The following is a 13,849-nucleotide window of genomic DNA, read 5'->3' as shown; positions in this document are numbered from 1 at the left end:
GACTTACTTGTCCGCCGCTCGCACCACCGCTAGCAATTCGTCGCCGTAATGTTCGAGCTTCTTGTCGCCAATGCCGGGAATATCGCGAAGCGCGTTCAGCGTCGCCGGCCGTGCGGCGGCGATGCCGTCGAGCGTGGAATCATGCAGCACGACATAGGCCGGCACGCCTCGCTGGCGCGCGATCTCCGAGCGCCAGGCGCGAAGCGCGGCCTGCAGGCCGGCATCGGCGGGCTTGGTTTCGGCGCGCGGCGCGAGATCGCCACGCCTTGATTTGGCGCGGCTGGCGCGAGTGCGGGTGCCGGGCGCCGCCTCGCGCAGCATCACCTCGGTCTCGCCTTTGAGGACGCCGCGCGCGCTTTCCGTCAGCTTAAGTGCACCAAAGGCTTCGCTGTCCGCCTTGAGGTGACCCATCGCGACTAGTTGCCGGATCACGGCACGCCACTGCTTTTCGTTAAGTTCGCCGCCGATGCCGAACACGGACAGCTTGTCGTGTCCGAACTGCGTGACCTTCTCGGTCATGCGGCCGACCAGCACGTCGATCAGATGCATGGCGCCGAACCTCTGCCCGGTGCGGTAGGCACAGGACAACAGTTTTTGCGCAGCGACCTTGCCGTCGCGAAGCTGTGGCGGTGACAGGCAGTTGTCGCAATTGCCGCAATTGGTCGACGTGACGGCCTCGCCGAAATAGCCGAGCAGGCGGCTGCGTCGGCAGCCGGCGGTTTCCGCCAGCGCGACCAGCGCGTCGAGTTTGCCGATCGAGACGCGCTTGAACGCATCGGAGCCGGTGGACTCGTCGATCATGCGGCGCTGCTGCACGATATCGGTCAGGCCATAGGCCATCCAGGCGCTGGACGGCTTGCCGTCGCGCCCGGCACGGCCGGTTTCCTGATAGTAGGCCTCGATGCTTTTCGGCAGATCGAGATGTGCGACAAAGCGTACGTCCGGCTTGTCGATGCCCATGCCGAACGCGATGGTGGCGACGATGACGATGCCGTCCTCGTTGATGAAACGATCCTGGTTGCGGGCACGACGGCCGGCGTCTAGACCGGCGTGATAGGGCAGGGCCGGAATGCCGGCGTTGCTCAGCGCTTCGGCGGTATCCTCGACCTTGGCGCGCGATAGGCAATAGACGATGCCGGCATCGCCGGCGTGACGCTCGGTAATGAATGCCTTGAGCTGGGCCGGCGCGTTCTGCTTCTCGACGATCTCGTAGCGAATGTTCGGGCGGTCGAAACTCGAGATGAAGCTCGGTGCGCCTGATAGCCCCAACCGGGTCACGATCTCCTTGCGTGTCATCTCGTCGGCGGTTGCCGTCAGCGCAATGCGTGGCACGTCGGGAAAGCGCTCCGCCAGTACGGAGAGGCCGATATATTCGGGACGGAAATCGTGCCCCCATTGCGACACGCAATGCGCCTCGTCGATCGCAAACAGCGCGATATTCGCTTGGCCGAGCAGGGAAAGGCAGCGCGGCGTCAACAGCCGTTCCGGCGCGACATAGAGCAGGTCGAGGTCGCCGGCCAATAGCCGCCGCTCGACTTCCGACGCCTCGTCGAATGACAGCGTCGAGTTCAGCACGGCCGCGTCGACGCCGGACTCCAGAAGCCCCGCGACCTGGTCGCGCATCAGTGCGATCAGCGGCGACACCACGATGCCGCAGCCCTCGCGCAGCAGCGACGGCAACTGGTAGCACAGCGACTTGCCGCCACCGGTCGGCATCAGCACGAGGCAATTGCCGCCGTCGGTCACGTGCCGGACGATTTCTTCCTGTGCGCCGCGGAACGCGGGCAGGCCGAACACGGAATTCAGGACAGACAGCGCATCGGGGACATTGCCGGATTCAGGGCGCCGGGCTGCGGGAGCAGGCATGGGAGTGAGGTCGTCCGGTTGAAGGCGTGTGGCGCCAGGCTTTTGGGGGAGGTACCGAAAATTGAGCGGATCCAATAGGCCAAAAACATCGTGGCAAGTCTATGCCTGATTTGATGTTCCCGTGGCGTGTTCAGCAATGGCAGCAACGGGTCAACTGCCGGTGATCAGCGCGTCCGGGGGCGAACGACGGAGGGAGATTTGTGTTAGAAGGCAACCCAAGTAACAAAAATCCGAGACGAGAGCATGCGGGTATCGGCGCGGATCATCGCGGGTATCGTTGCCGCCTTGCTGATCGCTGCCGCCGTCGCGGCCTTTGCAATTGCGTGGCGCCCGGAAATCGCGGCAATCGATCGTCCCGACCCGCAATCCTTCGATATTGATCTCGTCAAGCGAGGCCGCGACCTGGCGGCGATTGGCAATTGCAGCGATTGCCATACGCCGCGCGGGGCTAAGAACTTTGCCGGCGGCCTGCCGGTGCCGACCCCGTTCGGCACAATCTATTCCACCAACATCACGCCGGAGCCGGAGACGGGAATCGGCCGATGGTCGGAAGCCGCATTCCGCCGCGCGATGCGGTCCGGCGTCAACCGTGAAGGCCAGCACCTTTATCCGACATTCCCATACGACCACTTCACCAACGTCAGCGATGAGGACGACCGGGCGCTCTATGCCTTCCTGATGACGCGGCAGCCGGTTCGCGCAGCGGCACGCGAAAACCAGCTTTCTTTCCCGTTCAACCAGCGGCTCGCCATCGCGGGATGGAAATTGCTTTTCCTTCGCCACGACACCTATCGGCCTGATCCGAAGCAGAGCGCCGAGTGGAACCGCGGTGCCTATCTGGTCGAAGGGCTCGCCCATTGCGGCGCCTGCCATACGCCACGAAATGCGCTGGGCGCCGAGCGCGTCAGCGCACGGTTTGCCGGCGGCGATGTCGATGACTGGCACGCCTATGCGATCAACGACCAGTCCCGTTCACCCGTGCCCTGGACCGCCGATGCATTGTTCACCTATTTGCGCGAAGGCTGGCATCCCGATCATGGCACTGCGCGCGGACCGATGGCGAAGGTGGTCAGCAACCTGTCCTCGGTGCCGGCAAGCGACGTCCGCGCCATCGCGGTCTATGTGGCCAGCGTTTCCGGTACACCGACGTCTGGCCGCACGGGACCAAGCGAGGCTGCCTTGGCGCGCGGCAAGGCGGCTTCGCAGGCAAACCCCGTTGGCGCGTCGATTTACACTGCCGCCTGCGCGTCATGCCACGAGAGCGGCAGGCCGCTTCCTTATGGCGGAGTCGATCTCGGCCTCAGCACCGCGATCTCAAGCCCCGATCCGCGCAATCTCGCCAACATCGTGCTGTCAGGCATTGACGCGGTGGAAGGCGAGCGCAGCCCGATCATGCCGGGCTTTGCAGCCAGCATGAACGATGATCAGGCTTCGGCCTTGCTGAACTATTTGCGGGCGCGGTTCAGCGACCAGCCGGCATGGACCGATCTCAAAAAGACCATCGCAGAAGCACGACGCACGCAGACCGTATTTCTTCAGACATCGCCCGCGCCGCGCAACGCGCCTGCCGACCCTCAGCAGCGAGAAAAGCCATGATGACATTGAAGGTCAACGGCCGCGAGCATCAGGTCGACGCAGAGCCGGATACGCCGCTGCTCTACGTGCTGCGCGACGACCTCAAGCTCAATGCCGCCAAGTTCGGCTGCGGGTTAGGACAATGCGGCTCGTGCACGGTAATCGTGGACGGCAAGGCGGTGCTGTCCTGCGTCGTGCCGATGGTGCTGCTCGAAGGCAAGCAGGTAACGACGTTGGAGGGTCTTGGCACGATCGCCGAGCCCGCGCCGATCCAGCGGGCATTTATGGAAGAGCAGGCAGCACAATGCGGCTATTGCATCCCGGGAATGATGATGCGGGCGCAGGCCTTGCTGCAGAAGAATTCGAAGCCGACTGACGAGCAGATTCGCGCCGAGCTCGAACCGCATCTGTGCCGCTGCGGCACCCATATGCGAATTTTGCGTGCGGTGCATCGGGCGGCGCGGCTGATGGACACGGCGGAAGCGTCACCGGCAGCCAATGGAGGCGCCCGATGAACGCCCCCGTCATTATCGATCGCCGTCGCGTGCTGGCAGGCGGCGGCGCGCTGATCGTCAGCTTCTCGCTCGGCAATGCCTTGGCGCAGCAACAAGACCCGCCCCCGGCTGCCGCACCGAGCCCGCCCGGTAGCTTGAAAACATCGCCCTATCTCGACGCGTGGATCCGCATTGATGCTAATGGCGTCGAGGTGTTCACCGGCAAGGCCGAACTCGGCCAGGGCTTCAAGACGGCGTTTCAGCAGATCGCGGCCGAGGAGCTCGATATCCCCTTTGAATCTCTCAAGGTGACGACGGCGGACACGCGTCTGACCGCGAACGAAGGCTATACAGCCGGCAGCAACTCCATGAAGGACAGCGGCACCGCAATCCAGAACGCGGCGGCACAGGTTCGCGCGCTGCTGATTGCAGAAGCGGCGAGGCGGCTTGATCTGCCGGCCGAGAACCTGCGCACGGCAGACGGCGCGGTGATCGCGCCAGATGGCAAGCGCCTGTCGTATGGTGAACTCGTCGCAGGCGAGATGTTGCATGTTCAGGCACAGCCGACGTCCAAATTGAAGGACCCGGCGACATTCAAGGTGATCGGCCGGCCTGTGCCGCGCGTCGACATCCCTGCCAAGGTGACCGGAGGGACGGCCTATGTTCAAGACATGCGGCTGCCTGGGATGGTGCACGCCCGCGTCGTGCGGCCGCCGAGCTACGGCGCGCAACTGACCGAATGCGATACCGCCGCCGTCGAGAAACTGCCCGGCGTCGTCAAGGTCGTGCGTGACGGCAATTTCCTGGCCGTGGTCGCAGAAAAGGAATTCCAGTCGATCAAGGCGATGAACGCGCTTGCCGCTGCCGCCAAATGGAAGGAAACCGCAAGCCTGCCGAAACAGGATGATCTGCTTAACGTGTTGACCAGCTTGCCTTCGCAGGACGCGACCATCTTTGAGCGTGGCAATCCCGCGGACACTGGCCAGAAGACCGTGGAGGCGACCTATACGCGGCCATATCAGGCGCATGGATCGATCGGGCCGTCCTGCGCGGTGGCACAATTCATTGATGGCGCGATGACAGTGTGGACGCATACGCAAGGCGTCTATCCCGATCGTCAGGGCATCGCCGAAATGCTGCGCATGTCGCCGGCCAGCGTTCGCCTGATCCACATCGAAGGCTCGGGCTGCTATGGCCACAACGGCGCTGACGACGCCGCGGCCGACGCTGCGTTGATCGCCCGTGCATTACCCGGCCGACCCGTTCGCGTGCACTGGACGCGCGAACAGGAACATGCCTGGGAGCCGTTCGGCCCGGCCATGGTGACGAAGCTCAAGGCGTCACTTGACGGCAATGGCAAAATTGCCGACTGGAATTTCGATGTCTGGAGCAATACGCATTCGATGCGGCCGGGCGGCGCTGGATCGTTGCTGGCGGCGCAGCACATGGCGCAGCCGTTTGCCGTGCCGGCTCCCAGGCCGTTGCCGCTGCCGGAAGGCGGCGGTGATCGCAACGCGATCCCATTCTACAATTTCCCCAATGCGCGCGTGGTGCATCACTTCATTCCCGCGATGCCGTTGCGGATTTCGGCGATGCGGGCGCTCGGCGCCTACCACAATGTGTTCTCGATCGAGAGCTTTATCGACGAGCTCGCCATTCTCGCCGGCGCCGATCCGGTCGAGTTCAGATTGAAACATCTCGACGATCAGCGCGGCCGCGACGTGGTCGAAAAGGCCGCGCAAGCGTTCGGATGGAAGCCTGATCGGAGGCCGCCGCCGGATCGCGGCTACGGCTTTGCCTTTGCGCGGTACAAGAATCTGGCCGCCTATTGCGCCATCGCTTCCGAAGTCGAGGTGAACCGCGAGACCGGCCGCCCGCGCCTGGTGCGTGCGGTGGCAGCGGTCGATAGCGGGCAGGTGGTCAATCCGGACGGATTGATCAACCAGATCGAAGGCGCAATCGTGCAGTCGATGAGCTGGACGCTGTATGAGAGCGTTACGTTCGACGACACCAGGATCACCAGCATCGACTGGCAGACCTATCCAATCCTGCGTTTCAATTCAGTGCCCGAAAGCATCGAGGTTCACATCATCGACCGGCCGGGGCAGCCGTTCCTCGGCAGCGGCGAAACCGGGCAGGGCCCGGCGGCGGCCTCGATTGCAAACGCCATCGCCAACGCGACCGGAAAGCGCCTGCGTAACCTGCCGCTGACGCGCAAGCGCATCAAGGAAGCGATCGATGCGTGAAGGTGGCTACTGATAGCTCGCCACGATGTCGGACACCGCGCGTTCAAGCTGCTTGGCGGTCGCGCATTGGCGGACGACAGTGCAGAAGGTTGCATAGCGCGGCATCTCGGAATCGCCCCAGCCCCAGGCCATGCGTCCCTCGGGATTGAGCCAGACCAGCCGTTTCGACCGCTCGGCAATACGGCGCAGAATGTCCGCACGAGGGTCGAGATTGTTGCTGCGGGCGTCGCCAAGCACGATCACGGTGGTCTGCGGCGTGATCGCGCTCATCCACTCGTCTTCAAAGTCGGCGAAGGAATTGCCGTAGTCCGACGAACCAAAGCCGACCTTGGACATGATGTCGGCCATCGCCTCTTCCGGCGATTTTGACTCCAGGATGTCGCTGACCTCGATCAGGTGGCCGGAAAATGCGAACGAGCGGACGTCGTCCACGACCTCATGCAGGCTGTGGATCAACAGCAAAAAGAAATCCGAAACCCGCGCCACGGAGCCCGAAACGTCGCAGAGTGCGACGATCTTCGGCTTGTCGCGGTGCCGCCGCTTCCACGCGGTGAGAAACGGCACGCCGCCCCAGGCGGCGTTGCGGCGGATGGTGCGGCGGACGTCGAGATGGCCGCGGCGCTGGCGCTTGCGCGGTTTGCTGTAGCGCTCGCGCAGGCGGCGCGCGATCTGGCGGATCAGATGCCGCATCTGATCGACCTGCCGCGGCTCGATCCGGGACAGCGGCGCGTTGCGCAGGATCTCATTGCGCAAATTCTCAGCTTCCTCGCGCCCGTACAGCATCAGCGCCTGCGAGACGGTGTCACGAACCGTGCCGCGCAGGCCGTCCAGCGCGTTGGTCAGCCGCTCCGCCAGTGCCGGGTTGGTCGCCGCGAGATTGTCGAGATCGTCGCGCAGGCGCTGAATGCCCATCTGGTCGAGAATGCGGCCGGAGAAGATGCCGCGCTGGGTGAAATAACGGATGTCGGACAGCGAAGCGGCGCTCGCCGCGTTGGCGATTGCCGCGGAAATCTGGTTGCGGTCCTGCGCCAGCAGCATCTGGGCGAGCGAACCCAGCCCTTCGGCTTGCTTGTCGCCGCCGGTGACGTCACCTGGTGAATCGGATGTCGCGTTGGAGCCTTGCGCATCCGGCTCGTCCGCCTTGCCCTCTTCGGGCGGCGATTGCGGCTCGGGCTGATCGAAGAACAGATCAAAGCAATCGCCGAGCGCTTTCTTCTCGTCCTGCGTCTTGGCGAGCGTCAGCAGAAAAGTGTCACGTAGGATCGTGCGGTCGGTAAAGCCGACCTTGGAGACGGCTCGCATCGCATCGATGCTTTCCGCCGGCGAGAGCCTGACGCCTGCGCCCCGCGCCGCACGAAAGAAGCGATGCAGGTTCTCGCGCATTAATCCGTCACCCGAAGACGTTTTGACGCGAGGCCTTGGCGATGAAGGTGGAGACCTGCGGCACGGTGGCCTCGATATCGGCCTCGTATTTCAGGAGAACGTTCAGCGTATCCTTGACCATCTCGTGGCCGAGCTCGGGCGCCTGCAGCAGCACTAGCACCCGTGCCCAATCGATGGTTTCGCTGACCGACGGCAGCTTCTTGAGGTCCAGCGTACGGACTTCGTGGATGAAGCTTACCATCTGCCTGCGCAGCGTCTGCGAAATGCCCGGCACCCGGCTTTCGACAATCCGCTCTTCCAGCTTCTGCTCAGGAAAGCCGATATGCAGATGCAGGCAGCGCCGTTTCAGCGCGTCGCCGAGATCGCGCTCGCTGTTTGAGGTCAGGATCACGGTCGGCGGCGCGACTGCGACCACCGTTCCGAGTTCCGGAATCGTCACCTGAAAATCGCTGAGAATTTCCAGCAGCAGCGATTCAAATTCGGCGTCGGATTTATCGATTTCGTCGATCAGCAAGACGCAGCCGGCGGGCTGCTCCAGCGCCTGCAGCAGCGGCCGCGGCTCGACGAATTCCTTGGAGAAGAACACGTCGCCGAAATCGTGAAGCTGGTTCAGCGCCGCTTCCAGCGTCGGCGCGCCACCGAGCACTTCGCCGAGCTTGTCCTTCAGAATCTGCGTATACAGAAGCTGCTTGGCATACTTCCACTCGTAGAGCGCCTTGGCCTCATCCAGCCCCTCGTAGCATTGCAGGCGGATCATCTTCATGCCGCGCCAGGCAGCGATCGCTTTCGCGAGTTCAGTCTTGCCGACGCCGGCAGGACCTTCGACCAGAATGGGCTTTTCGATCTGCTGCGCCAGATAGACCGCGGTCGCGATCTGGCGGCTCGCAATATAGCCTTGCGCCGCAAGACCGCTTTCCACTGCCTCGATCGAGGCCAAAGGCCTGTTGTCCGCCACCGGGTTTCAACTCCGAATTCGATAGATTTCAGAGTGTTCTGCCTGCGTTCCCGGCAAAGGACAAGCGCCGTTTGCTCAGGGGAGGTCGCAGTTTTCCGGTATTTTCCGCCTAGCGCAATGTCAGCCCGGTTGCCGCCTCAAGCTCCGCGATCGCCTGCGCCGCACTGACCACCTTGATCGTGGTCATGCCCATCTCGCGCGCCGGCTTCAGATTGACGCCGAGGTCGTCGAGATAGACGCAATTTCTGGGATCGACCTTCAGCGTCTCGACCATCATTCGGTAGATGCGTGGGTCGGGTTTCCGGAGTCCGATCTTCGCTGACTCGATGACATGATCGAACAGCGCCATCACTTCGGCGACATAGAGCGTGCGGCCGCTGTGGCTGCCGATGGCGTTGGCGGGCAGGTTGTTGGTGATGCAGCCGGTCTTGAACTTTGCCTTGATGCGCTTGAGTGCCTCGACCATTTCGGGCCGCAGATCGCCGGACAATAGCGGCAGCACGTCCTTGCCGCGAACCGCCGCGCCCAGCGCCAGCGATTCGGCCGCGAACAATTCGTCGAAGGCTTCGATGTCGACCTCGGCGCGCTCGAATTTCGCCCAGGCATTTTCAAGATGATTGGCGGCGTTGGTGCGCCGAATGATGTCGGCCGGCAGCCCGCGCTCGGTCTCGAACCGCGTGAACGCCTCGAACGGCGAGGTGGTGAGCACCCCGCCGAAATCCCAGATCACAGCCTCGATCATAATGTCCCGCCTGAAGTAACCGTTCCGGGGAGCGGCTAACACGGATTGGCTGCCCGAACCAGCCCGACCGCCGCCCTTGGCGATGCGCGCCGCACAAGCTATTGCTGCGCCGATGAAGATCCTGCCTCGAATGATTGCCTGCCTCGCGCTGCTGCTCTCGGTTCCCGCGCATGCCGTCGTCGGCGGTGGTGCGCCATCGACTGATGGCGTGGCCCGCTCGATTGTCACCATCGTCGGCTCGCGCGGCAATTTTTGTACCGGCGCCTTGATTGCGCCAAGGCTGGTGCTGACGGCGGCGCACTGCGTGCAGCCCGGCGCGCAATACAAGATCGTCGAATACGGCGCGGACAGGCAGCCCTCGCTGCAGGACGTGAAGAGCGTCGCCATTCATCCTGGCTTCAACATGCAGGCGATGTCAGGACATCGTGCGACGGCGGATGTCGCGTTGTTGCAGTTGGCGGTGTCGCCCAAGGGAAAGACGACGGCCGCGCTCGGATTGCCCAACATTCCGATCAACATCGGCAGCCGTTTCACGATCGCGGGCATCGGCGTCACCGTCCGCGGCGACGGCAAGAGCGGCGGCACCATCCGGGTCGCCAGCCTGGTCGCAACCGGCAGGCCGGGAACGTTGCAGATCAGGCTGGTCGATCCGGTGGGGCAGGGCGCGCGTGAGGGGCTCGGAGCTTGTACGGGAGATTCCGGCGCGCCGGTGTTCGAGGACAAGCAAGGTGGTCCCGTCATTATCGGCGTGGTGAGCTGGTCGACCGGGCCGAACGGCAGCGCAGGCTGCGGCGGCATGACCGGCGTTACGCCACTGACGCTGTATCGAGACTGGATTATGCAGACGGCGCAGAAATGGGGCGCGGGGTTGTAGTACCCAGCCGTCATTGCCGGGCTTGACCCGGCAATCCATCGCCTTCGAAAGGATTCATTCTAGATGGATGCGCGTGTCAAGCCCGCGCATGACGAGTGGCGCTAATGCCCTGCCGCTTTGTTCGCCGCGGCGTTGTTCAGCACGATCAGGCCATCCACAGCCACGCCGAGCTTGCTGTTGATCAAAAACGGATTGACATCGATCGAGGCGATGCGGTTGCCGGCGTCAGCCATGAGGTTCGACAGGCCGACCAGCGCCTTCACGGCGGACGGCTCGTGCAGCGCCGGCTTTCCGCGATAGCCCTTCATCTTCACGCCGGCCTTGGTCTTGGCGATCAACTGTTTCGCCTCGGCTTCGTCCAGCGGCGCGCCGGCAAGCGCAACATCCTTCATCAGTTCGATGTCGACGCCGCCGGTGCCGAACAGCACGACGGGACCCATCTCAGCGTCGAGCGAGGCCCCGACCACGAGTTCGAGGTCGGCCTTGACCTGCTGCGCGATCAGAATGCCCTCCAACTTCGGCTTGCTCTTGATCTTCCTTACCCGCGCGGTGATGTCGGCGAACGCCTTCTTCACCTCGGCGGCGCTGTTGAGGTTCAGCACCACGCCGCCGATGTCCGACTTGTGCAGGATGTCGGCGCTGACGACTTTTGCCACGACCGGAAAGCCGATCTTCTTGGCGATCTTCACCGCCTCCGCCGCGGTCTTCGCGATCTCTTCTTTCGACACGGGAATGCCATAGGCCTTGAGCAGCTGCTTCGAGGCGACCTCGTCCAGCGCGGCGGCGCGGTTGGCGGCTTTGAGCGTCTTCTCCAACACCGCGCGCGCGGAAGCTTTCGAGCTCGACACGATGTCGGGCACTTCCTTGTGCAGCGATGCATACTCGATCAGTGACTTGATCGCGCCGACCGCCCGGTCGAGGCCCTGCATCACCGCGACGTTCGGCAGCGATTTGCGCAGCGCCTTGGTGAAGTCAGTGAACCCGATCGACATCGCGCTGATGTAAACGACAGGTTTGCTTGCCGCGCCCGCCATCTCGTTGACGAGGCGCAGATTGCGCTCGCGCAGCTCGTGCGGCGCCTTCGGCAGTTCGGCGTCGATGATGACGATGTCGGTATCGGGATCGTCGATCATGATCTTGATCGACTTTATATAGACGGACGGATCGACCACGGCGGCAAAGCCGGCGTCGAGCGGATTGCCGACAATGCTGCCGGGGCCGAGCATTTGCGCCAGTTGCTCTGTTGCATTCGCGCTGAGCGGCGCGAAGTTCATGCCGGCCGAATAGAACGCGTCGATCAGGAGGCCGCGCTTGCCGCCCGACAGTGAAACCGCGGCGATACGGTTGCCTTTCGGCGGATCGGCATGGACGAAACATTCGGTGGTCTCGATCAGCTCGTCCAATCCGCGGACGCGGATCACGCCTTCGCGGGTTGAGATCGCGTCAAAAGTTTCGATCGAGCCGGCGAGCGCACCGGTATGCGCCATCGCAGCCGCGCGGCCGCCCTCGGAGGCGCCGAGCTTCAGCGCAATCACCGGCTTGCCGGCAGCCCGCGCGGCCTTGCAGGCTTCGCGGAACACTTTGGTATTCCGGACACCTTCGAGGTAGACGACGATGACGCGGATAGAGGGATCGGCGGCGAAATAGGCCATCAGGTCGGGCGTCTCGAGCCCGGTCTCGTTGCCGGTCGTGACCATGTAGCCGACGCCGACGCCGCGATCTTCCAGCGTTTGGCGGATCGCCATCACGATCGCGCCGGATTGCCCGACAATCGCCACTGGGCCGGCTTCCATCGTGACGATACGATCATCGATGTTGGTGAACAGCTTTTCGCCCGCGCTCAAATTGCCGAGGCAGTTCGGCCCGGTGACCGCAAGGCCGGTCTCGCGCACCGCCTCCTTCAATTCAACCGCCAGCCGCTGGCTTTCCTCGTCCTGTAATTCGCTGAAGCCCGAGGTGACGATGGTGGCGGAGCGCGCGCCGGCAGCCGCGGCATCGCGGATCACCTGCACGGCGAAACGCGCTGGCACCAGCACCAGCACGTGATCGGGCTTTTCGGGGAGACTCGCAAAATCCTTGTAGCAGGGCACGCCCCAGATCGTCTCGCGCTTGGCGTTGACCGGAAACAGTCCGCCTTCGTAACCGTACTTGACCAGATTGTTCCAGATACGCTCGGCATAATTGCCGGGCTTATCGGTGGCGCCGACCAGCACGATGTTGCGTGGGTGCAGCATCGCGTGGATACCCTTGATGATGTCGCTGGCGTCGGGCGAAGGCGACCATTTTTCGGCTTGATGCGATGCGGTGCTTGCCTGAGCGTCCATGGATATCCCTGACTCTGTTGTTCTTGGCCGTGGTGATCGAAAACGATCGTCTCGCCATGTTTTTCTTTTGATTACGACCTTTTTATTGAGCCCTGGTGAGGGTGGCAACACGCGTTACGCGATGAGCGCCATTCGCGCCGCGCAAGATTTCCCGGCTCACAGAATTCAGTGCGTATTTGATACGGGCCCGATCATCGTGGCGTGCACAAGATAGCGCTCCGGCCCCTGTGTCAGCGCGTCGAACGGCCAGCAGGTCGACAGCACAAGTTCATGCCCGCCCGCGAGCGGATCGATGCCGGGCATCGAAGCGCGAGACCATCCCGGAATGACGGTGAGGAGAAAAACGGCGCGCGCGGCTCTGGGGGGACGGGTGGAAGCCGCGCGCGCTCTGGAAAGAGGAGGTCGGGGGTTCCTCCTCCTTTCAGCCGACGTCAACGCAGTGACATCTGACGTCGATTGAACACCAAGACGATCAGGCTGAACGTGAGCAGGATCACGCCCGTAATCATCTTCAGTTCGGCGTCGGTCGCTGTTCCCGGCAGCATGACCGTGCTGGGCGCTTGGGTGGCGACAGGCTGGGGCCTGCTTCAGCGCCGCGATTTGAACCCGCGCCTCGTTCGTATCCGCGCGCCGTTCCATAGGCGTTGCAGGAACGCGTGGGCGCTCGCCGAACAACTTTCAGATTCCCAACCGGCCGGCAGGCTGATCGGCAGTTCCGAAAGCTTGAACGGCTCACTGTTGACGCCGATCGCAGCCCCAATCGCCTACCTGCCGATCAACATGGTCGCGCACCCGACCTTCGGCAGGATCTCAGTCGATGAACCCAACTACGTGCAGTACTGCCAGCACTTCGCGAACGACGGATGAGCCGTTCGCGATGTTTCTGCCGGGGTAGCGCCCGTCGGCCTTGCATTCCAGGCGAAACAGACTATATGGCTCTTATTCGAATTATCGCTCTGCCTTGTTGACCACGCCGAACCGGCTCTAATCCCCAAGACATCGTTGAAATCGGATCAAACCTGCACGGAGGTCGTGCGGGCAAAGCGCTTTCGCGCATCTTGGAGATAATTGTATGGCTACCGGAACAGTTAAGTGGTTCAACGCGACCAAGGGCTTCGGCTTCATTCAGCCCGATGATGGCAGCACTGACGTTTTCGTTCACATCAGCGCCGTCGAACGTGCGGGTCTGAGCTCGCTCAACGAAGGTCAGAAGATCTCGTTCGAAGCGAAGAAGGACCCGATGCGCGGCAAGACCAGTGCCGAGAACCTTCGCGTCGAATAAAGGTTGCCGATTCGGGATTTCCACGGATGTACTGGGATCCTCTAATTGGCCTCCGATACAAGAGCCCGCCGGTGATGAACCGGCGGGCTCTTCGTTTGTCGCATGCCG

At 63.0% G+C, this 13,849-nt stretch carries 12 protein-coding genes; 6 read left to right on the top strand and 6 right to left on the bottom strand.

Going from position 1 to position 13,849, the window contains the following annotated elements; translation table 11 throughout:
- Positions 1-3: 3 nt before the first annotated feature.
- Positions 4-1,866, bottom strand: coding sequence for a DNA helicase RecQ (gene recQ / locus IVA95_RS02475; RefSeq protein WP_247509054.1), 1,863 nt, complete (start codon positions 1,864-1,866; stop codon positions 4-6).
- Positions 1,867-2,109: 243 nt separating this feature from the next.
- Here recQ and IVA95_RS02470 point away from each other — a divergent pair, with 243 nt between their 5' ends.
- From IVA95_RS02470 to IVA95_RS02460, 3 genes are read left to right on the top strand one after another with little or no spacing between them, the layout of a single operon-like run.
- On the top strand, positions 2,110-3,462 hold the full coding sequence (locus tag IVA95_RS02470; protein ID WP_247509053.1) for a cytochrome c: 1,353 nt from the start codon (positions 2,110-2,112) through the stop codon (positions 3,460-3,462).
- Positions 3,459-3,956, top strand: coding sequence for a (2Fe-2S)-binding protein (locus tag IVA95_RS02465; protein WP_247509052.1), 498 nt, complete (start codon positions 3,459-3,461; stop codon positions 3,954-3,956). Before IVA95_RS02470 ends, IVA95_RS02465 begins: the two co-directional genes overlap by 4 nt.
- A complete protein-coding gene (locus tag IVA95_RS02460) occupies positions 3,953-6,181 on the top strand; it encodes a molybdopterin cofactor-binding domain-containing protein (RefSeq protein WP_247509051.1) in 2,229 nt (742 codons plus the stop codon). Before IVA95_RS02465 ends, IVA95_RS02460 begins: the two co-directional genes overlap by 4 nt.
- 6 nt (positions 6,182-6,187) lie before the next feature.
- Here IVA95_RS02460 and IVA95_RS02455 read toward each other — a convergent pair whose 3' ends face one another.
- The 3 genes from IVA95_RS02455 to IVA95_RS02445 form a co-directional block, all read right to left on the bottom strand.
- Positions 6,188-7,564 (bottom strand): VWA domain-containing protein, encoded by a 1,377-nt coding sequence (locus IVA95_RS02455; RefSeq protein ID WP_247509050.1) that lies wholly within the window; start codon positions 7,562-7,564, stop codon positions 6,188-6,190.
- A 7-nt stretch (positions 7,565-7,571) separates the two neighbouring features.
- Complete coding sequence (locus IVA95_RS02450) at positions 7,572-8,519, bottom strand: MoxR family ATPase (protein ID WP_247509049.1); 948 nt, start codon at positions 8,517-8,519, stop codon at positions 7,572-7,574.
- 109 nt (positions 8,520-8,628) lie between these two features.
- Positions 8,629-9,261: an HAD-IA family hydrolase gene (locus IVA95_RS02445; RefSeq protein WP_247509048.1), complete on the bottom strand. Its 633-nt coding sequence runs from the start codon at positions 9,259-9,261 to the stop codon at positions 8,629-8,631.
- A gap of 112 nt (positions 9,262-9,373) precedes the next feature.
- Between IVA95_RS02445 and IVA95_RS02440 the strand changes: the two genes are divergently transcribed.
- The gene (locus IVA95_RS02440) at positions 9,374-10,135 is read left to right on the top strand and encodes a trypsin-like serine protease (protein ID WP_247509047.1); all 762 of its coding nucleotides are present in this window, start codon (positions 9,374-9,376) and stop codon (positions 10,133-10,135) included.
- A 101-nt stretch (positions 10,136-10,236) separates the two neighbouring features.
- Here the strand turns inward: IVA95_RS02440 and IVA95_RS02435 are convergent, their stop codons facing one another.
- Together IVA95_RS02435 and IVA95_RS02430 are read right to left on the bottom strand one after the other, a co-directional pair.
- The gene (locus IVA95_RS02435) at positions 10,237-12,459 is read right to left on the bottom strand and encodes an acetate--CoA ligase family protein (RefSeq protein WP_247509046.1); all 2,223 of its coding nucleotides are present in this window, start codon (positions 12,457-12,459) and stop codon (positions 10,237-10,239) included.
- A 165-nt stretch (positions 12,460-12,624) separates the two neighbouring features.
- A complete protein-coding gene (locus IVA95_RS02430) occupies positions 12,625-12,762 on the bottom strand; it encodes a hypothetical protein (protein ID WP_247509086.1) in 138 nt (45 codons plus the stop codon).
- Between the two features lie 153 nt (positions 12,763-12,915).
- On the opposite strand from IVA95_RS02430, the gene IVA95_RS02425 reads away from it, so the two are divergent.
- Both IVA95_RS02425 and IVA95_RS02420 read left to right on the top strand, forming a co-directional pair.
- Positions 12,916-13,326 (top strand): hypothetical protein, encoded by a 411-nt coding sequence (locus IVA95_RS02425; protein ID WP_247509045.1) that lies wholly within the window; start codon positions 12,916-12,918, stop codon positions 13,324-13,326.
- Positions 13,327-13,531: 205 nt separating this feature from the next.
- Positions 13,532-13,741: a cold-shock protein gene (locus tag IVA95_RS02420; protein WP_247509044.1), complete on the top strand. Its 210-nt coding sequence runs from the start codon at positions 13,532-13,534 to the stop codon at positions 13,739-13,741.
- Positions 13,742-13,849 lie beyond the last annotated feature (108 nt).

The sequence above is a fragment of the Bradyrhizobium sp. 157 genome (assembly GCF_023073815.1).
In the GTDB taxonomy this organism is placed as follows: domain Bacteria; phylum Pseudomonadota; class Alphaproteobacteria; order Rhizobiales; family Xanthobacteraceae; genus Bradyrhizobium.
Note: the sequence above shows the minus strand (reverse complement) of the source record. Positions and strands in the feature narration are given on the sequence as shown.